The organism is uncultured Alteromonas sp., assembly GCF_963976965.1.
Taxonomy (GTDB): Bacteria; Pseudomonadota; Gammaproteobacteria; order Enterobacterales; family Alteromonadaceae; genus Alteromonas; species Alteromonas naphthalenivorans.
Genome location: NZ_CAXBMP010000006.1, coordinates 46,522 through 62,035 on the forward strand (window position 1 = coordinate 46,522; position 15,514 = coordinate 62,035).

Sequence of the window (15,514 nt, forward strand, 5' to 3'; positions counted from 1 at the left end):
TTAATAATACCCAACGCCTCGTTAGGCGCTGTATAGGCTTGCATTGGTCGACGCTATGTTAAGCGTGGTGACTTTATCACGTTTCACTATTCTAATAACAGGCGCGCCTTAGCGGCATCGGCCTGTATTTGTGCTTTTAGTATCTCAAACGAGTCAAATTTCTGTTCATCTCGTATTTTTGCAACAGGAAACACGGTCATTGGTTTCCCGTACAGGTCGGCTGACATATCGAAGATGTGCACCTCTAACTGGTTTCGCACCCCGTTTAACGTGGGGCGAGTACCAATGTTTGCCACGCCATTGAATTTTTTTCCATCTACGGCAACATGTACCGCGAAAACGCCGTGAATTGGTGCTCTGCAACGCTTCAGCATCACATTTGCGGTAGGAAACCCTATCGTGCGCCCTTTCTTTTCACCATGTACAACTCGACCATACACAGCAAACGGCCTACCTAACATTTCTTCACCAAGCGCAAAATCCGAATCAGCCAGTGCTTCTCGCACTGCAGTAGAGCTAATACGATGAGCATGCATCATAAAGCTTTGCGTGCTAACCACTTCAAAGCCGTACTTTTGCCCAGCGGCTTGCAGCATGGCAAAGTCGCCTTTACGACCTTGGCCAAAGCGAAAGTCATCGCCGACCACAAGAAATTTAACCCCGAGCTTATCCACCAGCAAATCATGCACGAAGGTATCGGCACTTTGACTGGCAAAAGCTCTGTTAAAACGCACAGCCAATAAACGATCGACGCCTTGCTGTTTCAGCAATTCGTACTTTTCACGCAATGGACTGATGCGTGCAGGCGCTCTATCAGGTGTAAATACTTCCTCGGGTTGAGGTTCAAACACCATCACCGTGGCCGGCAACCCCAGCGCTTTGGCTTTTTGAAGCACATTACTCAGTACTGCCTGATGGCCCAAGTGCACGCCATCAAACTTTCCGATAGTTAGTACACACCCGCTGTGTTGCGGTTTTACGTTGTTAAGCCCGCGGATAAATTCCACTATTAGCCACTGCCTTTAGTTACTACTGAAAATTCAAAGCTCGCGATTATAAACGACCCAGCACGGAATACCAATATTAGCCGCCCCCACTTTTGAAATGACGACGTCTTGCACCCAATAAAATCATGCATGAGAAGAAAGCGGCGGCAGATAATGTGATAGTAATGGCGACATCCACCACTTGCACTGTCCATTCAAGGTCGAAAAATGCCACGCCCTTATCGCGATAATAAATCACTGCCCCCATCACTGCGCTGGCAATGAGTACTCTAATTATAAACATTACTGAGGTACGACTTAATACAAAAACCCCTTGTTTGTGCAGCGTAATATAAAGCAATGTGGCATTAAGTGTAGCCGACATGCTTGTAGCAATTGCTAAGCCCACATAGCCAAACCAAATTGCTAATAGGTTAAACACCATATTGGCGACCATGCACCAAATACCAAATTTAACCGGGGTTTTAGTGTCTTGGCGCGAGTAAAAACCAGGAGCGAGAACTTTTACTAACATAAAGCTCAATAAACCAAATGCGTAAGCGGTTAAAGAATAAGAGGCCATGGTGGCCGTTTCAGCCGTAAAGGCACCCCGCTGGAATATCACGGTTAAAATTGGTCGCGCCATGGTGGCTAAGCCTACGGCGGCTGGAATACCAAGCAAACACACCATACGAAATGCCCAATCTATATTGGCTGAAAAAGCTTTAGGATCTTTACTTACATGATTACGCGACAGCGCCGGCAATATTACCGTGGCGATAGCGATACCAAACAGCCCTAACGGGAATTCTAACAAACGGTCGGAGTAATATAGCCAGCTAATAGAGCCTGTCATCAGGAAGCTGGCGATAAAGGTATCGAACAGCAAGTTAATTTGCCCTACCGACACCCCAAACAATGCAGGGATCATCAAGGTGCGCACCTTAACAACGTTTTCATCTCGCCAGCCCCATTTGGGCTTTACTAATAATCCCGCCCGATACAAAAATGGCAGTTGGAAGGCAAGTTGTACTATACCGCCTATAAACACCCCCCACGCTAATGCGAAAGCGGGTTGCTCCATATCGGGAGCTAAAAAGACCGCACAGGCTATAATGCATACGTTAAGTAGCACTGGCGTAAACGCTGCTACTGCAAATTTGTTTAGTGTATTTAAGATAGCCCCTGCCAAGCCTGTTAACGATACAAAGGCAAGATAGGGGAAGGTGATTTTCAGCATGGTTGATGCGAGTAAGAATTTATCTCCTGCCTCATCGCCCTGTACCCACGCAATGAACCACCCTGTGCCGAACAGCGCGGCTAAAACTGGCGACGCGATAACGCCTACAAGGGAAACCACAAACACAATGGCCCCAAGCGTGCCGGAAATTTTAGCAACAAATGCTTTAAGCTCTGCTTTCTCGTGATTTTGGTGTACTTCGGTTAATACCGGAATGAACGCTTGCGCAAATGCCCCCTCGGCAAATAATCGGCGCAGGAAGTTAGGAATTTTATTTGCAAAGAAAAACACGTCGGCGGCAGCGCCATCACCCATTAGCCTTGCCACTACCACATCTCGCACTAACCCTAACACGCGGGATATCAACGTCATTACGCTGACAATAAGGCCTGATTTTAATAACTTCCGTGACACTAAGACTATTCCAATAGATACATTTCATTCACTTAAGCGCTCAATCATAACGAAACCCTGTTACCGGCGAAACGTATTATTCAAAATATAAGTGCATCTCATGAATTTTTTTTGCTATAATCCGCGCCCGTTGTGGGTATGGTTTCGTACTGTTTCATTTGTATCTGTGTGCTGTATCTGTGCACATGAGTACATATGTACAATAGCCATTTCGTTCTGCACTTTTTATTTGGCGCTTTATTAGCGCCTTTGTTAAGAACAGGCCGAAAAACCAAAGCATTCGATAAACATCTTATTTAATGTAGAAATTAACTTTCTACTTATTGGGTAAAATCGTTTGACTTTTGGCTGGATGATAGGCAAAATCCGCACCCTCGTTTTTGACATGAATTTATTTGGGAGTTACACCTTGGCTAACATCAAGTCTGCTAAGAAACGTGCAATCCAAGCCGAAAAGCGTCGCCAGCATAACGCTAGCCGTCGCTCCATGACTCGTACAAGCTTGAAGAAAGTAGTAGCTGCTATCGCTAGTGGTGATAAAGAAGGTGCACAAACTGCATTTGCTGCTGCAACTCCAATTCTTGACAGAATGGCTACTAAAGGTTTGATTCACAAGAATAAAGCTGCTCGTCACAAGAGCCGCCTAGCTGCACAAATTAAAGCTTTAGCTTAAATTTTACAGTTAGTAAAAAAGCGCCTATTGGCGCTTTTTTTGTGTCTTTTTTTTGTGTCCTTTGTTCGAGGCTTTTATCAGAAGCTTTTATTAGTGTTTTGGCACTAACTCATTTTGCGAATGGTGCTTGAAGGCGCGACACGTAGTACCCAATGTAATAATGCCCACGGCCAACTTGGCACATAAGACACCGCTTTTTCCTTATTAATGGCTTTTACCAACGCCTTACAGCCGGTTTCGGTATCGACAATAAACGGCACTTTTTCTACCGTTTCATTAATTTCGGTACGAATAAACCCTGGATGTACACAGCTAACCTTAATTGGTGTATTCATCACATCTAAGCGGATCCCCTCTGTCATAGACGTAAGCCCTGCTTTAGTGGCGGCATACACCGTCATAGCGCGTCTGAAGCCTCTTACCGCACTAATTGATGAAATCGTTACTAGATGACCTTCATTTTGCGCTCTGAAAATAGTCATGGCCGCTTCGGCTTGCGCCAGTGCAGCCACAAAATTGGTCTCTGCGGTTTGCTTATTTGCATTAAAAAAACCCGTACCAATAGAGGCGCCCTTGCCCATGCCCGCATTAACAATAACTCTATCGAGTTGCCCCATCTCTTGTTTAAACGCATCAAACACTTCAAATACTGCGTTATGATCATTTACATCAAGGGACTTAATTAGCACCTTGATGTTAGGATTTACCGCTAGCAGTTCGCTTCTAAGTTCTTCTAAGCGGTCTAAACGTCTTGCGCACAATGCTAAGTTGCTACCTTGCTTTGCGAACTCCGCCGCCATTCCTTTACCAAGGCCTGAGCTTGCGCCCGTGATCAGAATATTTTGTCTTGTTGTCATTTTCTTTTTCCTGATTTACGAATGGCCTTTTTACAACGCCACATTAAGTAGTGAATGAATATCCAAAAGTTTTTAAACGCGGGGTTATTGGTTTGACCGTGGTGATAGCGATAGTAAATTTGTTGTGCAATACCCGCTAATCGAAACAAGCCGTACACTTCATAAAAAGTGAAATCATCAACGTCAACGCCCATTTGCTTGCAGTAATAAGCCACCACTTCATCTCGTGTCATCATGCCAGCAAGGTGGGTAGGTTGCCTGCGGGTAGATTGGGCCAGAAAATCATCATCTGCATTCACCCAATAGGCTAACGTATTACCTAAATCCATTAATGGATCGCCAAGGGTGGCCAATTCCCAATCAAGCACACCTAAAATTTTGGTGTAGTCGTTTGGATCTAACACCACATTGTCGAATCTAAAATCGTTATGGGTAATGCAAATACGCTCATTGCTTGGCATATTCGCCTCAAGCCACCGCATAACCCCTTTGCCCGAGGGAACATTCCAGGTTTTTGCTTTCGTATAGCGCTCACTCCAGCCTGTAATTTGGCGCTCTATGTAACCACTACCTTTTCCAATCGTGTCTAAACCAGCCGCCTTATAGTCAACCTTATGTAGCTCTATTAAGCTATCGAGTACATTTTTACACAGCTGATGGGTCTGTTCTGGGGAGGTCTTTAAATCACGAGGAAGATTCTTACGTGGAATAACGCCTGTCAGCTTTTCCATGATATAGAATTCTGTGCCAATTACGGCTTCATCATCGCAATATGCCAGCATATCGGGCACATAGCTATACACCGGCTTCAGCGCTGCTTGAAGGCGATACTCTCGCCCCATATCATGGGCACCTTTTGCTTTAGTGCCCGCGGGCGCACGGCGTAATATTAACGACGTATTTTCGTATTCAAGACAGTAAGTCCAGTTAGACGCACCGCCTGAATATTGGGTCACCGTAGGTGTGCCGATGAGGTCTTGAATATGATTTTTTAGCCACCCATCGACAACATTAACGTCTAGCTCTTCGCCTTCTCTTACTGATACTGCTTTATCTAATACTGTATTCGTCATGGGTTACCGTTTTTCCATTGCACGTTTCATCGCTTTGGTTTGTTTTAGCATGTTGTTAATATACATTTGGGTGGGAAGTAGCTTCTTCATCAAAAATGCACGCTTGCCCAATTTGTGGGTAAGGATTAAAAATCGTTTTTTGGCAACCTGATCGCAGATACTTTGCGCAACCTCTTCTTTGGTCATATCTGCTTTTTTGAAAAACCGCGCCATCATTTTGTGCATGGCAGGGTTATCGCTACGCATCGACTCATCAAGATTAGTTTTAAAGAAGCTAGGGCAAACCACACTCACATCGATATTATCGGGCGCAAGCTCTAGCTTCATGGTCTCAGACAGTGATACCACCGCCGCCTTCACCGCGTTATAGCTGTTCATGTAAGGAATAGGCGTTAGCCCCGCTTGGGAGGCAATATTGACAAAATAGCCCGCGCCCTGCGCTTTAAACAAGGGCAGCATGGCCTTGCTGACGCGAACCATGCCTAATAGGTTGATATCGAAAATCCACTTCCACTGCGCAATACTTTCATCGCTTAAACTACCGCCGGACGCCACGCCTGCGTTATTAAACACAACATCAACACCGCCCCATCGTGCTTCTATCGCGGTAACCAAATTAGCGACATCATCATCTTGGGTAATGTCGCATGGTTGATAGAAAGCCTCTGTGCCTTTTTCCGTTAGTAGCGCTAAGGTTTCTTGCCCTCGCTGCTCATGGATATCAGCGATACAAATTTTCAATTGTTCGCCGTTTTTACCGGGTTGCTCGCTTAACGCAAGGGCAATAGCTTGCCCTAATCCCGTGGCACCACCGGTGATAAGGATGCGCTTTTCTTTATTATCTGTTTTTAGGTTATTTGTTTTTATGTTATTGGTTTCTGTACCCATGTTTTTGTACTCGTATGTTTTGCTCTTATGGTTAACGCGCAGCCTAGGCTTTTTGAGTAGCGAGTGGTTTGTCCTTACCGTCATTTTTAGTTGTATTTTTCAAACGCTTCGACCACACAGCTAAAAGCCCCGGGCCTGCATACATAGTTAAACCGTAAACCCCAGCCGCCACGGCAAATTCAGGCGAGTTCAAAAAGGTAATACAAATCAACATAGCTAGCGCAGCGTTTTGTACACCCACTTCTATCGACAGTGTAATACCGTCAATTTTTGACAACTTAAAGGCAAAAGCCAAAATAAGCCCCAGCACTACTGCTGAAATATTCAGTGCTAAGCACACCAATAAGGCTTCTTCCAATGACGCCATTAAATTCGCCCGCTCACTGATTAATATGCCAACGATCATGGCAATCATGAACCATAATGAAAAGGTTCTAAAAAAGTCTTCTACCTTAATAGAAAATGCAGGTTTGAAGTGGCGTATTGCCATACCAATGATGACTGGCACTATCGACACGCACACCAAACCGACAACGGTAGTAACAATGGAAAATGAAGGCGCGTTCTCACCGGCGAAATAATCCATTGAATAATGAATAATAAAGGGAGTAGAAAATACGCAAATAAAAGTCGATAGCGCGGTTAAACTTACTGATAGCGCTAGATTTGCACGCCCAATATGACTGATTAAGTTACTCATGGTGCTACCAAGACACGCTGATAAAATCATAATGCCAATCGCCATCGCCGGATGGAGGGAAAATGCCAAACACAAACCAAACGCCAATAAGGGGAGCAATACAGTTTGCCCCACCAGCCCCACCACAATGGGTTTAGGTGCTTTAAGTAACCGGGTAAAGTCAGCTACGGTTAACGTAAGCCCCATACCAAACATCACGAAAGCCAAGGCCAGTGGAAGAAGTATTTCGGTAAAAATCGAGGCCTGCATATATGCCCTTTGTTATTGTAATAATAGTAAATAAGCCAGTTTACAAACTGCTACTAAACTTTCTGTGTACCTCATGGCCGAAACGTCATTCTGACAGCAGCACCCGACCACCCAGCCTACTGCTTAACAGTTTAGCTACAAAACCACACTTTAATTAACATTTAAACCAGTGTAACCTCGAATAAAATAAATAGAAATGATACTTTTTTATGGAATTTCATAAATATGATGCATGGAAAAATAGATCTAAATTTGTTTTTTGTTCTTAAAGCTGTGTATGAAGAAGAGAGTATTACTGCGGCCGCTAAAGCATTACATTTAACGCAACCGGCAGTAAGTCATGCAATGTCGCGTCTACGAGATAAATTTGATGATGAGTTATTCGTGCGCCACAGCAGACGAATGGTGCCAACCCCGTTGTGCCAATCTATCATTCAGCCTATAAAAGAGGCTCTCGCGCACTTAGAATCTACGCTGGCAGACCCCATCGATTTTGATATCAGCCGCTATAAAAGAGAAATAAGGTTAGGGTTAAGAGATATTCTTGAGTCAACGTTCTTACCGGCACTTATTCCCGAGCTTTTGCAAAATGCAGCGAATATTACGGTAACCAGCAGGCGGGTTACCCGCCCTGAACTTGAAACCGCCCTTACTAATAAAGAACTCGATATCGTCATCGATGCATTGGTGCCTACTGGCCCTGATATCCGTTCAACACTGGTGTGCGACGAGCATTTCGTGCTTATCTGTGCGAAAGAACACCCCATTTTAAAAGATAAAACGCTAGCCAATTATGTATCAGCATCCCACGTTCTGGTGACCTTGAAAGACTCTCGATTAGATACGGTAGACTTAGCGCTTGCGAAACAAAACGCCACGCGACAATTTGCGCTACAGTGCGAACATTACTTCGCTGCCGCAAGTGTAGTCAGTAAATCAGATTTATTACTTACTGTACCAAGTCGTTATGCACAGCAGATTACTAGCAGCCTGCCAGTTGCCGTTACCACACTGCCCTTTGACATACCACTTATGCCCATTCACATGTATTGGCACAAGCAAGCGGATGAGGATTTAGTGAATAAGTGGATGCGAGAGAAGTTATTAGCACTGGCTAACGAGCTTCTGTAAAACAGATTTTGTTGAAATAGACACCTGTAACACTATCGTCAAACAAGCGTCACCATTTTGTCAATTAACCTCCATATAGTGGCGTTCCAAGGCAATCGCTTTGGGACCTTGCTATGAAAAAAACACATTACCGCACACTTTGGCTTTCTGATATTCACCTTGGCAATCGTGATTGCAAAGCTGAATACCTACTTTCGTTTTTAAACAGTGTCACCGTCGACACCCTTTATTTGGTTGGCGACATTGTCGATATGTGGCAAATGACAAAACAATTTCGTTGGCCACAAGCGCACAATCAAGTTATGCATAAACTAATGGCGATGAGCCAAGATGGCACTCGCGTCGTTTATCTTCCGGGTAACCACGATGAACCAATACAGTCCTATTCTGGAATGGCATTTGGCGATATCGAGATTGAGCGCCAACTTGTTCATACCACGGCCCAAGGCAAACGCTATCTTGTGCTACATGGCGATCAATTTGATGGCGATGTCACCATGGGTAAATTTCATGCCTGGATTGGCGATAAAGGTTACGACTTACTGCTGTTTTTAAACCGCGAGTTCAATCGTTTTCGCAGCTGGCGTAAACGTGAGTACTGGTCACTTGCCGGTTACATTAAAAAGCATATCAAAGGGGCAAACGAAGCGATTGCTCGCTACCGTCAGGCTTGCTGTTCACGGGCAGCAGAAATGGGGCTTGACGGGGTAATTTGCGGTCACATTCATCACCCTGAAAGCACAATGGAAAACGGTATTCATTACATCAACGATGGTGATTGGATGGAAAACTGCAGTGCCTTGGGTGAAGACGAAAATGGAAATTTAAACCTTATCTATTCCCTTGAGAACATGAACAACGCAGATAATGTTACGCCACTTAAAGTGAAAAATTCACCATCGAAAGCAGCATAAGCATATCACTTGAACCCGCGTTTCATGATGAATGAAACGCGGGCCTCTGCATTGTCAGATAACTGACATCAAACTGTGTGAAAAACGTCATATTCCCCTGATATTGTTCGCAAAAACCGAGAAAGACTATGTTTACTGTTGATGAAGTACTAAATAAACACTATCCCCAAGTGGCTAACAACCCCTTGTTGTTTAGGTCTTTATCGTTTGTGCTGCGCCACCTTTTGCATGAACGAGAAATAATAGAGTTCGGCGAAACCTATCCTCATTACGAAGACATCGATTTTGTAGAGCAAGTGCTCGAATACTTCAATATTAGTTACTCTACCCGAGATGTAGAGAAAGAGCGTATTCCATCACAAGGTCGTGTGGTGATTATTGCCAACCACCCTATCGGCTCACTAGACGCCCTTGCGCTAATTAAACTGGTTAGTGAAGTGCGTCACGACTTAAAAGTAGTGGCGAACCAAATGCTCATGGCCATTGAGCCTTTGCATGACATGCTGCTACCAGTCAATAATATGCAAGGCGGTACGCCGAAACAGCATTTAGGGGCTATTCAAAACCACCTGCAATCAGACGGAGCCATTTTAATATTTCCCGCTGGAGAAGTGTCACGATTACGCCCTCAAGGTGTGCGGGACACCCTATGGCATTCAGGCTTTTTACGTATAGCCCGACAAGCCAAGTCCCCTATTCTTCCGGTTTACATTGATGCCAAAAATAGCCCGCTATTTTATGGGGTGTCTATGGTGTACAAACCTTTAGCCACCGCGCTGCTGGTGAAAGAAATGTTTAAGCAACGCAAAAAACACCTTCCTATGCGAATTGGCGAGCTTATTCCTTTTGAGTCTTACCAACCAACCAGCATAGCGCTAAAAGATCAGGTCAAACTATTTAAGCGCCACTTATACCGCATTGGCAGTAACAAGAAAGGTATTTTCGACACGCAAGCCCCTGTGGCCATGCCGGAAGATAGAAAAGAGCTTTCCCGTGCAATGAAGCAGTGCGAACATTTAGGCCACACTAGCGACGGCCAGTCGATATATTTGTACCAACATAAAAACTGCTCACCAATTATGCGTGAAATTGGCCGCTTAAGGGAAGTGGCCTTTCGTGCGGTAGGTGAAGGTACTAACAAACGCCGCGATATAGACCAATACGATACTTACTACTATCACTTAATTCTTTGGGATGAGAGTAATTTAGAGATTGTGGGCGCATATCGTTTTGGCGATGCTGAGTTACTGAGTCATAAAGACCACCCTACCGGTTTATATTCGGCAACGTTGTTCGACTATGGAAGTGAGGAAAGTAACAGCACCTTGTTCAAAGAAGGGCTCGAACTTGGTCGTAGCTTTGTTCAACCCTGTTACTGGGGTAAACGTAGTTTAGATTATTTATGGGTTGGCATAGGTGCATTTTTAAATCGCTACCCGAAATATCGATACATGTTTGGCGCGGTGTCTTTAAGCAATGCTTACCCTCAACCAGCTAAAGACTTAATTGTACAGTTCTACTCTACGTACTTTCCGGCTAAGTTTGGGCAAGCCACTTCTAAGCGGCCTTATCAAATGTCGCAAGATCCCTTGTATACTTTTACCGGTAACGACTATAAATCTGAGTTTACTCAGTTAAAGCATTTACTCGCCAATATGGGCGTGAACGTACCTACCTTATACAAGCAATACAGCGAACTATCGAAAACCGGTGGCGTGGCGTTCTTAGATTTTAATGTAGACCCTGACTTTAACGACTGCATAGACGGCCTAGTGGTGGTCGATTTAGAAGCGTTAACCCAAAAGAAAAAGGAACGCTATTTAGGAGCAACACAATTAAAACCTGAGCTTAAAAAGTCAGCGTAGAGGTTTACAAAAGGCTAATATAGGTGGCTTGATTACCTGATTTTCGTCAAGCACCCTATATAAGACACTACACTAAAATAAGAAAAGCGCCCGTTGGCGCTTTTTTTATTCTCGTTGGCATATGAATCTAATACAGGCGTTACAGACTCAATAAAACATCTGTAAAAATATCTTCTAGGGTCACAATATCGGATAGGTGAACGTGTTCATTAACTTGGTGGATGGTGGCATTTGGCACACCCACTTCTACCACTTGTGTTGTGTCTGATGCAAAAAACCGCCCGTCTGAGGTACCGCCAGACGTGCTGACCACGGGGTAACGTCCAGTGGCTTGTCGAATGGCTTTTTCTGTAATATTAATTAAGCACCGCTTTTCTGTATTGCTTCTACTCAAATAGGATTCACAGGGTCTAGACCAGCTTATCGAAGCCTCGCTATCTACTTCAGCGGTAATACGTGTTAATAACTTAACTAAGCTGTCACGGTTAAATTGCCATGCGTAACGCACATTAAATTCAATACGGGTACTACCCGGCACCAAATTATCAGTAAACGCGCCCGTATCTACGTGAGTGACTTGCAAAGACGTACCTGGAAAGTCGAGACTACCTTGTTCAAACTCGTAGGAGGATAACGCCTGTATGATACGGCTTGCTTTGTGAATTGCGTTATCGCACGTATGCGGGTAAGCAACATGCCCTTGTTTTCCCGATACCAAAATTGTGCCCGACAATGAACCTCTGCGGCCTACTTTAATGGTGTCGCCGGTAGTATGCGTAGCAGTAGGCTCGCCTACTAAGCACATATCAAGTGTAATGTGTTTAGCATCTAAATAGGCCTTTATCCATTTAGAGCCATATTCAGCCTCGCCTTCTTCATCACTGGTAATCAACCACCAATACGTATATTGGTTTGAATTCATTGATGGTAGCGCTCTTTCTGTTGCTGCTAGCATGGCAGCAACACCGGTTTTCATATCGGCAGCGCCACGACCATAAAGCTTATTTTGACTTATCACTGGGCAAAAGGGATTAGATTTCCATTGTTCTAATGGGCCTGGTGGCACTACATCGGTGTGGCCAGAAAAAGCAAAATGGATAGGCCCATCCCCCCATTTAGCGATTAAATTAGTCACCCCTTCCACTTTGTGCTTTTCACATGCAAAGCCTAGCTTTTCTAATCGGTGCATTAGATAGCTTTGGCACCCAGCGTCAACGGGGGTAATGGATTCCCGTGCCATAAGCACTTCTGCAAAATGAATGCTTCTAGCGTGGTGGACCAACGAAAGCGCAGTATTGTTCATAAGAATAAATGAAGTCTAAGTTTGCTTACCTGTTATTACACAAAGTAAAGATGACACACAGATAACAAAATTAAGACAAGGAAATGACAAGGCTAAACTGATTTCCCCTTATATACTGTAGTCATATATAGTTAGGGTAATAGATGATTCTATCGATAAACTTGTATTTAGGCAGCGAGCTAAAGTTATTACTAGAAGCGGTTACCCTACATAAAATTTAATCCCCCTTTACCGATACAACGCGAGGTCGAGTTTTGCTAAAGATTATTGTACTAATACCACTTATCTTGTCGTTATTGTGGTTTGGCTACTTGAGGGTGAATAGCTATTCCCTAGCACAAGGCAAACAAGGTTTTACTTACATACTGGTACTGTCGAGTGTTATTGCGGTATTTTACGCGCTGATGCTCTTTCTGACTCATTAGTACTTTTACTTATTAAAGAAAAACGCTCACAAAAAAGCCAGTGTTGGCGAAGCGATAACCACATCGCTTGTTCAACACTGGCTTTTTTAGCGTATTTTTCACTTACCGTTAAGGCGAGGAATAGCGCTAGGCTTACTATATAACGGTTTTACGTTTCAACCTGGTTATATTCTCACAAGCCTTTAAACAGTAAGATCAGTAATACTAAAGGTTCTCAGACACCGTAACATCAGCATCAGCACGTAAAGCTTCAATGAACTGCTGGTAAACACGTTGACCTTGCATCTGTGCTAAACGAGGTTTCAGACTTTCTGACATCTCAGCACTTAGCGCAGGGGCACTGTTCACTTTAACAAGCTCTACAATGGCAACGTCACCGCTCACGGTCGCAATCACATCTACGCGCTTTTCAGCTTCGGTAGATAACGTAAACAGTTTATCAACGATACTGCGGTTTAGTGTACTACCACTTCTCGCTACGGCTTCAGCACTTTCCCAGTTAAGAGACTTTTCTGCTAATGTTGCATCTACACTTTCGCCTTGCTGAAGCGATTCAACAACACTTGTAGCCCAGCTTTCAGCAGCTTCTTGTGCTTTCTGTGCTTTCACTGTTGACACAATTCCATCACGAACTTCATCTAGGGCTTGAGTACGCTGTGGCAAGTGCTCTACAACACGCACAACAACTACCGCTTCATCATCTAGTTCGATAATGTCACTGTTCACGCCTTCATCGATAAGTTCAGAAGAAAACGCGACTTCAGTCAATGCTGGTGAGCTCATATTTACTGGCACAGTGTTACGGCTAAACAAACCTGTTTCTTGTACCGGTAAGTCAACGGCGTTAGCAACATCTTCTAGTGTATCAGGCACTTCAAATGCAATTTCAGCCATGGTGTTTTGCAGCTCGAAGAATTCTTCTAATGCTTTATCGGTAAGCAATGTCTCGCGGATTTCTGCTTCTACGTCTTCAAATGCTTGAACTTGCGCTTCTTTAAGTTCAGTCAATTTAATGATGTGAAAACCGAATTCAGTTTCTACAACGTCGGTATAGTCTCCCACATTCGCTAAACTAAATACCGCTTCATCAAACGCATCGTCCATCATTCCAGGAGTAATAAAATCTAGATCACCACCATTTTCAGCTGAAAAGGTGTCATCTGAATTATTTTCAGCTAACTCAGCAAAATCAGCACCGTCGTTCAGTTGGTCTAATAGTGCTTGAGTTTTCGCTTTTGCTGCATCAGCATCATCACCTGACTCGATAAGAATATGTGAAACTCGACGCTCTTCTTCTTTGCCATAACCGCTAAGGTTATTGTCATAGTAAGTGCGAACGGCTTCGTCATCGACACTTACGCGGCTTTTAACGTCTTCTACTGTCAGTGATACATAGGCAAGCTTAATTTGCTCTTCGGTATCAAATGCAGTGATGTTAGCGTTGTAATATTCGGCAATATCATCTTCTGTTACTTCCACCGACTCGGCGAATGAAGCAGAGTCAATCATCACGTATTTAGCGTCACGCGTTTGAAGCTGTAATGCATTCGCACGTTCAGCTTCTCCAGGTAACGCAAACTCAGAATTGGTTAACGCTGCAGCCAATTGATTTTGTGTCATTTGAATGCGTAAATAATCACGGAAGTCAGCAACCTGAAAGCCGTTTTGACGCAAAATAGTTTGGAAACGGTCGTTGTCGAATTGACCACCGAACTGAAACTCTGGCATTTGTACGATAGTTTCACGAATTTGAGCATCGCTAACGCGTAAGCCCATTTCCTGTGCTTGTTGCTGAATGAGTTTTTCAGCAATAAGTCTATCTAGTACGTTACGACGAAAGTCACTTAAATACTGTTCGCTTGAAAACAACTGGGCAATGCTTTCGCCAAATTGTGATTCCATTTGTGCCCGTTGGTTCTGATAACCGCGTTCTAATTCCTGAGCAGAAATTTCTTCGCCATTAACTGTTGCTACTGCCGTAGTACCTGAAGACGTCAGGTAGCTTCCTACACCAGCAAACACGAAACTCAATACGATTAGGGCAATAATTGCCATTGCCCATGGGCCTTGAGAACCTTCTCTGATTCTTTCTAGCATGATTGTTCTTCAACTCCGTTGCTTACTACACTTGCCCTTTAGCGTTGGATAATACCTACGCTAACATCATGGCAAAAAATAAGCGGTGATTATAACCTAATACCTGTGAAGATAAACGGCTTAACAAAAACTAATCCTTCTATTGTCCAATAAAACCGCAGCGTGACGCGCAATGCACTGTCGCGCTATAGGTGAGATAAAGAAAATAGTGGGAAATGATAAATTCGGCGTTACAAATAAAAAAGGCGATGGCATAAGCCATCGCCTTTTTCTTGCAAGTTTTGCTTAGTTACAAGCGTCTTTCAGAGCTTTACCAGCTTTGAAAGATGGAACTTTCGCCGCTGAAATCTGAATAGTCTCACCAGTTTGTGGATTACGACCACTACGAGCAGAGCGCTCACGTACTGAGAAAGTACCGAAACCGACTAGTGCCACTTGGTCACCGTCTTTAAGTGCTGCAGTTACTGAGTCAGTGAATGCATCTAGAGCGCGGCCGGCAGCTGCTTTTGAAATATCTGCGCCAGCAGCAATTTGGTCGATAAGTTGAGACTTGTTCACTATTATGATCCCCTTCGATTGTTATTATACTGTTTGTCCAAAACGATTTGATTGAACGTTATAGCAAGCTTGATTCTGAACATCAAGCATCTGTCACAATTAATTAACTTTTATTGAATCGCTGCAATCCCTTTTGTGGCA

13 protein-coding genes are annotated in these 15,514 nt (G+C 43.9%); 4 read left to right on the forward strand and 9 right to left on the reverse strand.

Translation table 11 applies throughout. The features are described 5' to 3' along the window. Nucleotides 1–86: 86 nt before the first annotated feature. Together ribF and murJ are read right to left on the reverse strand one after the other, a co-directional pair. Nucleotides 87–1,007, reverse strand: coding sequence for a bifunctional riboflavin kinase/FAD synthetase (gene ribF, locus AAC006_RS06750; protein WP_013783318.1), 921 nt, complete (start codon nt 1,005–1,007; stop codon nt 87–89). A gap of 76 nt (nt 1,008–1,083) precedes the next feature. Further along, complete coding sequence (murJ, locus tag AAC006_RS06755) at nt 1,084–2,640, reverse strand: murein biosynthesis integral membrane protein MurJ (RefSeq protein WP_013783317.1); 1,557 nt, start codon at nt 2,638–2,640, stop codon at nt 1,084–1,086. Nucleotides 2,641–3,049: 409 nt separating this feature from the next. Here murJ and rpsT point away from each other — a divergent pair, with 409 nt between their 5' ends. Beyond that, nucleotides 3,050–3,313 carry a 30S ribosomal protein S20 gene (gene rpsT / locus AAC006_RS06760; protein WP_013783316.1) on the forward strand — a complete coding sequence of 88 codons (264 nt, stop codon included), beginning with the start codon at nt 3,050–3,052 and terminating at the stop codon, nt 3,311–3,313. Nucleotides 3,314–3,417: 104 nt separating this feature from the next. Here rpsT and AAC006_RS06765 read toward each other — a convergent pair whose 3' ends face one another. From AAC006_RS06765 to AAC006_RS06780, 4 genes are read right to left on the reverse strand one after another with little or no spacing between them, the layout of a single operon-like run. Further along, nucleotides 3,418–4,170: an SDR family oxidoreductase gene (locus AAC006_RS06765; RefSeq protein ID WP_013783315.1), complete on the reverse strand. Its 753-nt coding sequence runs from the start codon at nt 4,168–4,170 to the stop codon at nt 3,418–3,420. Continuing rightward, complete coding sequence (locus AAC006_RS06770; protein ID WP_013783314.1) at nt 4,167–5,243, reverse strand: phosphotransferase family protein; 1,077 nt, start codon at nt 5,241–5,243, stop codon at nt 4,167–4,169. Before AAC006_RS06770 ends, AAC006_RS06765 begins: the two co-directional genes overlap by 4 nt. Before the next feature lie 3 nt (nt 5,244–5,246). Then, on the reverse strand, nt 5,247–6,131 hold the full coding sequence (locus AAC006_RS06775) for an SDR family oxidoreductase (protein ID WP_013783313.1): 885 nt from the start codon (nt 6,129–6,131) through the stop codon (nt 5,247–5,249). 43 nt (nt 6,132–6,174) lie between these two features. Continuing rightward, complete coding sequence (locus AAC006_RS06780) at nt 6,175–7,080, reverse strand: bile acid:sodium symporter family protein (RefSeq protein WP_339890960.1); 906 nt, start codon at nt 7,078–7,080, stop codon at nt 6,175–6,177. Between the two features lie 225 nt (nt 7,081–7,305). Here AAC006_RS06780 and AAC006_RS06785 point away from each other — a divergent pair, with 225 nt between their 5' ends. The 3 genes from AAC006_RS06785 (at nt 7,306) to AAC006_RS06795 (ending at nt 10,990) form a co-directional block, all read left to right on the forward strand. Next, nucleotides 7,306–8,211, forward strand: a complete 906-nt coding sequence (locus AAC006_RS06785; RefSeq protein WP_339890962.1) for a LysR family transcriptional regulator — start codon at nt 7,306–7,308, stop codon at nt 8,209–8,211. Nucleotides 8,212–8,324: 113 nt separating this feature from the next. Further along, nucleotides 8,325–9,125 (forward strand): UDP-2,3-diacylglucosamine diphosphatase, encoded by an 801-nt coding sequence (locus AAC006_RS06790; RefSeq protein WP_126873428.1) that lies wholly within the window; start codon nt 8,325–8,327, stop codon nt 9,123–9,125. Nucleotides 9,126–9,253: 128 nt separating this feature from the next. Next, a complete protein-coding gene (locus tag AAC006_RS06795; RefSeq protein ID WP_208806023.1) occupies nt 9,254–10,990 on the forward strand; it encodes a lysophospholipid acyltransferase family protein in 1,737 nt (578 codons plus the stop codon). Nucleotides 10,991–11,129: 139 nt separating this feature from the next. Here AAC006_RS06795 and dapE read toward each other — a convergent pair whose 3' ends face one another. The 3 genes from dapE to hupB all read right to left on the reverse strand — a co-directional run bounded on the left by dapE (nt 11,130) and on the right by hupB (nt 15,373). Continuing rightward, on the reverse strand, nt 11,130–12,293 hold the full coding sequence (dapE, locus tag AAC006_RS06800) for a succinyl-diaminopimelate desuccinylase (protein WP_013783308.1): 1,164 nt from the start codon (nt 12,291–12,293) through the stop codon (nt 11,130–11,132). A gap of 629 nt (nt 12,294–12,922) precedes the next feature. Continuing rightward, entirely contained in the window at nt 12,923–14,815 is a 1,893-nt protein-coding gene (locus tag AAC006_RS06805; RefSeq protein WP_339890963.1) for a SurA N-terminal domain-containing protein, read from the reverse strand. A 285-nt stretch (nt 14,816–15,100) separates the two neighbouring features. Continuing rightward, complete coding sequence (gene hupB, locus AAC006_RS06810; RefSeq protein WP_012518978.1) at nt 15,101–15,373, reverse strand: nucleoid-associated protein HU-beta; 273 nt, start codon at nt 15,371–15,373, stop codon at nt 15,101–15,103. Between the last annotated feature and the right edge of the window lie 141 nt (nt 15,374–15,514).